Genomic DNA, 7,983 nt, shown 5'->3' with positions numbered 1-7,983 from the left:
GCTGATGCCGACGCCGATGCTGATGCCGACGCCGATGCTGATGCCGACGCCGATGCTGATGCCGATGCTGATGCCGATGCTGATGCTGATGCTGATGCCGATGCAGACGCCGATGCAGACGCCGATGCTGATGCTGATGCTGATGCCGATGCAGACGCCGATGCTGATGCTGATGCCGATGCTGATGCTGATGCTGATGCTGATGCCGATGCCGATGCTGATGCCGATGCTGATGCTGATGCCGACGCCGACGCCGACGCCGATGCTGATGCTGATGCCGATGCCGATGCCGATGCCGATGCTGATGCCGATGCTGATGCTGATGCCGACGCCGACGCCGATGCCGATGCTGATGCTGATGCTGATGCTGATGCCGATGCCGATGCTGATGCCGATGCTGATGCTGATGCCGACGCCGACGCCGACGCCGATGCTGATGCTGATGCCGATGCCGATGCCGATGCTGATGCCGATGCTGATGCTGATGCTGATGCCGACGCCGACGCCGACGCCGATGCCGATGCTGATGCTGATGCTGATGCTGATGCTGATGCTGACGCCGATGCTGATGCCGATGCTGATGCTGATGCTGATGCCGATGCCGATGCTGACGCCGATGCTGATGCTGATGCTGACGCCGATGCTGATGCCGATGCCGACGCCGATGCCGATGCCGATGCCGATGCCGATGCCGATGCCGATGCTGATGCTGATGCTGATGCTGATGCTGATGCTGATGCTGATGCTGATGCCGATGCCGATGCCGATGCCGATGCCGATGCTGACGCCCCAACAGCCCCAACCGTGTCAGCCTCCGCTGATCTAGAACAAGGGGAAGCGGTCGTAGGTACGGTTGTGGCCACCGCCAGTGGCTCCATTGACCCCAATGGTGATGACGTCACTTACGAGCTGGATACGGACTCAGCGGTGAACTACGCCATTGATCCAGCAACGGGTGAGATTACCTTGACCCAAGCGGGTGCGGACATCGTGAATGCAGGTGGCACCTTAGCGGCACCTGTGGTCAATGCCACCGATGGCGACTTGGACAGTGCTTCAACGACAGGCACCGTTCCGACGACGGTCGACAACAACAACGACGCGCCAACAGCCCCAACCGTGTCAGCCTCCGCTGATCTAGAACAAGGGGAAGCGGTCGTAGGTACGGTTGTGGCCACCGCCAGTGGCTCCATTGACCCCAATGGTGATGACGTCACTTACGAGCTGGATACGGACTCAGCGGTGAACTACGCCATTGATCCAGCAACGGGTGAGATTACCTTGACCCAAGCGGGTGCGGACATCGTGAATGCAGGTGGCACCTTAGCGGCGCCTGTGGTCAATGCCACCGATGGCGACTTGGACAGTGCTTCAACGACAGGCACCGTTCCGACGACTTTGCCTGACACCACCGCGCCAGATGCGCCGATTATCGCGCCTCTTATCACTGACAACGTCGCCAATGACGGTAGCGGTGATGTCCTTGACCCTGTAGAAGCCATTGCCGATGGTGGCGTCACGAATGACAATACCCCAAGTGTGATTGTCCCTGCCGATCAAGTGGCTAATGGCACGCCGCAACTGGTTATCGACGGAGAGGTGGTAGCATCAGATGCCGTGACCAATGATGATGGTAGCGTTACCCTAACACCAACCACGCCGTTGACTGATGGTGATTATGACTTAAGCTACAACATCATAGATGCTGCAAATAACGAGAGTGATGATGCTCCTGCTGTTAGCGTGACGGTTGATACCACCGTCATCATCGCTCAAGATGACTCCAATGATATCGATTTAGGTAAATTACAAGTAACCACTTATCCTTCAGTAAATAACGCTAATGTCATCGTACTTGGTGTCGCCGAAAGCGATAGCGGTGCAGATGGTACCCTTGACTTTACGGTAAGTGAAGGCGCTAATGGTACTGTTAGTATTGAAGTTAGTCAGACAGCGCTAGTCGCAGTAGCGGATGCAGTCAATATCGAAGTCTACAATAGTAATGGCGACCGTGTTTATGTCGGTACGACTGGTGGTGATCCACTGGTGGGTGATGTAATAGGTCTAGAACTATTAGGATTGACGGGCAATGACACATTAACAGCAGTCGTATCTGGTTTAGAGCCAGGAGATTACACTGTGGTGGTGCGCAAAAGTGAGAGTGCATTAACCACTTTAGTAGAAGATGTGGAATTGGCAGATTTGGGTGACTCAGGCATCATTTTAGGTCCAGATAACCAAGAGGCTGTCTTAAATGCAGTGGAAACCTCACTTAATACTGATTACCCTATCTTGCAATTGGGCACTACTGTCAAAGGTATTCTGTCAGCTGCATTGCTAGTAACGAATGAGCTGGGTATCGATGCGTTGGTAACGTTGCTTCAAGACAATACCGTATTGAACACTTTGCTTGGTGGTGTGGTTGACCCAGTATTGGATGCGGTTGCAGTAGCATTGCTTAGCAATACTTTAACGCTGCTTGAAACCACTGATGTCACAGCCACCCTAACGGAATATGATTTCGATTCAAGTACAGCTATCACAGGTAACGTGATTGACCCTGATGGGTTGGTAACAGGTGAGTTGGGTGAAGATACGGTTACCGTCAACACTAAGCTGACGGACATAAGCAGTGATAGTACGATGTCAGAACCAACATCTCAGCTTGTCGACGGTGTTAATGTATTTACCATACAGGGACAATACGGTGTACTAGTGATTGACGAAAATGGTGACTATACTTATACGGCCAATGGTGATTATGCTTCGTCAGGTGAAACAGATGTGTTTGAGTACACCATCTCTAACGGTACAGCAGGTAACAGCGATACGGCTAAGCTCGTAATTAATATCAACTCTACGGCCCCTGATGCACCAGTCACAGCGGCAACTATTACAGACAATGTAGCTAATGACGGCAGTGGTGGTGTACTAACACCTTCAGAAATCATTGCAGATGATGGCACCACAAATGACAATACACCAAGTCTGGAAATTGCTGCTGGTGCGCTTAGTGACGGTGAAACACTGCAGTTAGTGGTAAATGGTAACGTAGTTGATGCAGTGATCACTGAAAACGCCGATGGCAGCTATACTTTAACGCCGCAAACGCCTTTAGATGATGCTGAGTATGAGCTAAGCTACAACATCAAAGATGCTGTGGACAATGTGAGCGGTAATGCACCTGCTGTGACAGTTACAGTAGATACAACCTCACCAGCGGCTGTGGACAATGAATCCACGCTAAATGTGAATGTCACGCCTACCATCACCACGCAAACGACACAAACAAAAACGGTAGGAGGGCTTTTAAATCTTGGCGTGCTTTCGGATACGATAGATGTAAGTTTGCTTAGTAGCAATAGTGGGCTTACTTTTGTGGTACCTAATAACACGACTGAGCAAGTGACCGTAGATGGCACTGGTTCAGCTTTCCTAAACTTATCATTGTTAGGCGATACCAATTTTGACCTTGTAGTGTATAGAGTTGAAGAAGGTAGCACCAATGCTGTATTAGTATACGAAAAAGTCGATTGGTTGGTTGGCTCAGGTGTTGTAAGCGCTTCATGGAGTGCCGATAATTTGGTATTACCAGAGTTTGAAGGTGGCGGTACCTATTACGTGACACTAGGAAATGCTAGCGGGCTTTTAAATGTTAACTTATTAGGTAGCTTATCTATCAGCACAGTGTCCGATGTGGTTACCAATTACAGCCCAGACGGAGGCGTGGATGGCTCTGTAGCGGGTAACGTCATTACTGACTCAGGCACTGATGGTGTTGATACGGCAGCTACTGGCACAGTGGTATCAACAGTCAATGGCTCAACTGTGATTGACGGCACAGAAATAGTGGGTAGCTATGGCACATTGACCATTAATTCGGATGGTAGCTACAACTATGTGGCCAACGCCACATTTACAGGTACTTATGGTGATATAGATATCTTTGAGTATACGATTACTGCACCAAATGGTGAGTCATCTTCTGCAAATCTAGAGATTACGATCGACTATGATTCTGAGAGCGGGGCATCTGCAGATCGTGTAAGTGCCAGTAGCTTCACACTTGCTGATGATGCAACTTCTATTGATATTCCTGATACATCATTGAGTGTCTCAAGCGAAGGGCTTGATGTTCTAAGCTTTGAAAGCGAAGATCAAACCATCAGCTTATCTGACATTTTTGAAGTTGATGTGATAGATATAAGTGGTATTGGTGCGAATACCTTGACCGTACAAGCAGCTGATATTACAACCTCCGATCCTATCTATATCAAAGGCGATAGCGATGATACCGTAGACTTAGGTAATATTGGCGCTGATCTCAGTGATACAGATGGATCTGGTAATGCGGCAACGTGGGTAAATACCCAAACCACGACATCAGATGCCGATGGACAACAATATAATGTGTGGGCGCTGAGCACTGACTCGGCTACACAGGTCAATATTGATGTTGATATTACCAATGTTATTTAATTGATATCAGGTGTCTGAGTTATTTAAGCCATATCAGTTATTTATTATCGGCCAATCGTAATGTAAACGTTAAAACGCTCCCAAACTGGGGGCGTTTTTTACAAGTTATACATAACCGTATTGAGCTATAGTTAATAAACCTTAAGGACAGATAGGATAGTGCCCAAAATACTAAAAATAGTGAATAATAAAGGATAATAAAAAATGAGCGAAACCACCAGTATGAATGGCCTAATGACTCACTTAAAAAATAAATTACCAGCCATCTATGAACACTGGGTACAAACACATATTACCCAAGTAAATAATGAAAATAGTACTGGGAATTTTCAAGATGCTGCAGTAGATACGCTGCCTTGCACCTTCGTTTTATCAGTCTCTGATAGTCATAAAAAAGCCAAAGTAGTCACTTTTATTATTGATGATTTATTGAAAATAAAGGAAGCAGATAATACTAGTAACTTCTCTAATTTTGAAAAAATATTGCCGGTGATAATAGCAAAGATTGATACGTTATCAGAGAAGTTTGATGCTCCTATTGCTTGGCTAAGGCTTGAGTGGCTTAATCAAGCTTCACTCACTACTTGGTCAGATTTTCAGCAAAGTCTAAAAGGATTTAAGCGTAATTATTATCGCTCAGGCATTGCATTTACAGGAGTGCGAGAGCCTTGGCTGCTACTCACTGAAATGGAGTTAAATGCCAATGCCTGTCTTTATATGGGTAACACGGTTTCTCATGCAGGGGTTAATACTAATAACCTGAACGTGTATCTAAAAGCGCGCCATGGCAGTAGCCAAATGCCAAAGTTTAGCGATGATTTGCCCATTATCAATTTTAATACGGCGGGTGTGTTTATTGATGAGCACACAGGTGAGTGTCATCACCTTGATACACAGCCACGCTTTAAAGGTCACCGCAAGTTGTTGTCACTATCGGCAGATACGACTCAGCCTATCATTGAGATGTCTACAAATTACTTAGCCAGACAGGTACAGCCTTCTGGCCAGTATGTGTATGGATACTTTCCTTGTTTTGGCCGCACGATAAATACTTATAATAGCCTGCGTCATGCCAGTAGCACCTATGCACTGATAGAAGGCTATGAAGCTTGTCATAGTTTTAAAGCCTACCGTAACGATGAGGCTAAGCTTGCTTTGGCTAATATGAAAGTTAGTATTGATAATGCCATGAGCTACCTAATTGAGGAACTTATTCAAACCTATGATGACAAAGCGTATGTGATTGATACTGGCGGAGAGATTAAGTTAGGTGCGAATGCCGTTGCGATATTAGCAATCGTTAAATATCTGCAAGTGTTTAGAGACACACCAAAAGCAGATGATTATCATGCGTTGGCAGAGCAATTAGCGCTAGGCATCATCGCGATGCAACAAGATGATGGCAGCTTTGTACATGTCTTACATAGCAAAGACTTAACGCTAAAAGCAAAAAACCGAATCATTTATTATGATGGGGAGGCGGCATTTGCAATGATGCGTTTATATGGCTTGACCAAAGATACGCGCTGGCTCGACTGTGTCACTCGTGCTTTTGACTATTTTATTGAAGCCAAGCATCATCAAGCACATGACCATTGGTTGTCTTACTGTTCAAACGAGCTGATCATTTATAAACCTGAAAAAAAGTATTTTCAGTTCGCGGTCAATAATATTGTAGGCTATACCGATTTTATCAAAAACCGTATCACTACTTTTCCGACATTGCTTGAGCTATCCATGGCATTTCATAAAATGCTATTAAAGCTAGATGAACATCCGGAGTTTCATGATGTGTTAGCGGGTTTTGATGTTCAAGGATTTTATCAGGCATTGCATGCGCGTGCCAATCATCTTATAAATGGTTTTTTCTTTCCAGAAATGGCCATGTTTTACAAATCCCCGCAAACCATTTTGCATGGATTTTTTATCCGCCATCACTCGTTCAGAGTGCGAATTGATGATGTAGAGCATTATTTATCAGGGCTTATTGGTTACTTTGATTTTTTAAAAACGGCCAATTACCCCAAGCTCGCTACGAAAAAATATCAGTCAAATTATGATGTAATCCATGCAGATAACGAAGGCAAAAACCAGCCAGTAATAGAAGTAGGCAGCCAAGATATGAAATCTATCTTAACAGCCAATTCGCTGGTCCTTGCCACTAAGGGGAAGTGGCTGGTTACACCGCCAGTAGATTGGTCTGCGACAGGCTTGTGCAAGTGGCTGCCTACTTTTGAGTTAGGGCAGATTATCGTGGCTCGAGGAAAAAATATGGCGGTGGGCTATTTGTCTGAAAAGTCGATTGAGTCTTTAGTGAAAAAAGGTGCTTCTGCCATTATTACTGATGATGCCATAGCATACAAAAACTCAAGTATTCCTGTGCTGTACGTGCACGATATACGTCAAGCAACTATTGCGATTGGACGATATGCTCGTCAAGTATTTGATGGTCAGGTTATCGGTATTACTGGTAGCGCCGGAAAAACGACAACGGTGCATATGCTGGCACATGTACTGAATGGTTTCGGCGGTGCGAGCTACACTCAATCTAGTGCAAATCTACCAGTGGGTATTGCATGGAATTTGGCTTCTATGCCTCATTCTATAAGTCATTGGGTACTAGAGATGGCGATTGGCTCTATGTCTGCCAATACCAATTTAGTCCGCCCTGATATAGCGCTCATTACTAATATTGCACCCGCACATCTTGAATATCATCATAACGTTGAGACTATTGCTCTCAAAAAATCACGTATTTTTGAAGGTATGGCGCCAGGTTCTCTCGCCATTGTTTGCCGAGATATCGAGCAGTATAGTTTGATTGAGCGTTTGGCAACCATATGGGGTATTCATGTCGTTAGCTATGGTGAACATGATGATGCGACAATTAAGCTACTTAGTTATAATCAAAAAGAGGCACAAGCACAGATAGCAGTTGATGGTCAGACTTATCTGCTGAATTTACAGGCCCGTGGTCAGCACATGGTATTAAATGCGATGGCTATCCTAGCAGTGGTCAATCATAACAATTTGTCTATCAGTGACGCCATTACTCGATTAGAGAGTTTTAAAGCCGTGACTGGGCGAGGGCAAGTACTTGAAACGACTTATAAAAACCGACCAATTACGCTTTATGATGAAGCTTACAATGCCAACCCATTATCCATGCAGGCAGCACTCGAAACCTTTGAACAGTTGCAGGCACCTACCCATCAAAAAGTATTGATTTTGGGTGATATGTTAGAGCTAGGTAGTGACAGTAGTAGGTACCATTTACAGTTGGCTCCTATCATTGAGAATATGAATTTCAGAGCTTTGATTTTAGTCGGGAGTCAAAGCAAAGTATTGGTTGATAAGCTTAAAAGTCTAGACATAACACTTTATCACTTTGAAGACGTACAAGCCTTAAGCTTGAAACTACATGAGTTTATTGAAGATTATGACCATGTTTTTATTAAAGCCTCTAATGGCATTGGGCTCAATAAGCTATTCATAGAGGGTTAA

3 protein-coding genes are annotated in these 7,983 nt (G+C 45.5%); all 3 read left to right on the top strand.

Annotation, left to right across the window (positions count from 1 at the left end; all coding sequences use genetic code 11):
* Positions 1-826: hypothetical protein (locus tag I6E61_RS14290; RefSeq protein ID WP_197130717.1), on the top strand; the 826-nt coding region annotated here is incomplete at its 5' end.
* On the top strand, positions 805-4,479 hold the full coding sequence (locus I6E61_RS04975) for an Ig-like domain-containing protein (protein WP_197130714.1): 3,675 nt from the start codon (positions 805-807) through the stop codon (positions 4,477-4,479). The genes I6E61_RS14290 and I6E61_RS04975, both read left to right, overlap by 22 nt.
* Before the next feature lie 204 nt (positions 4,480-4,683).
* Positions 4,684-7,983 carry a UDP-N-acetylmuramoyl-tripeptide--D-alanyl-D-alanine ligase gene (locus I6E61_RS04970; RefSeq protein WP_197130711.1) on the top strand — a complete coding sequence of 1,100 codons (3,300 nt, stop codon included), beginning with the start codon at positions 4,684-4,686 and terminating at the stop codon, positions 7,981-7,983.

Origin of the sequence: Psychrobacter sp. NZS113, assembly GCF_015864825.1 — a bacterium.
Classification (GTDB): Bacteria; Pseudomonadota; Gammaproteobacteria; order Pseudomonadales; family Moraxellaceae; genus Psychrobacter.
Note: the sequence above shows the minus strand (reverse complement) of the source record. Positions and strands in the feature narration are given on the sequence as shown.

Coding starts and splice junctions, on each gene's coding strand:
- I6E61_RS04970 (WP_197130711.1), top strand. CDS start 4,684: ATGAGCGAAACCACCAGTATGAATGGCCTAATGACTCACTTAAAAAAT.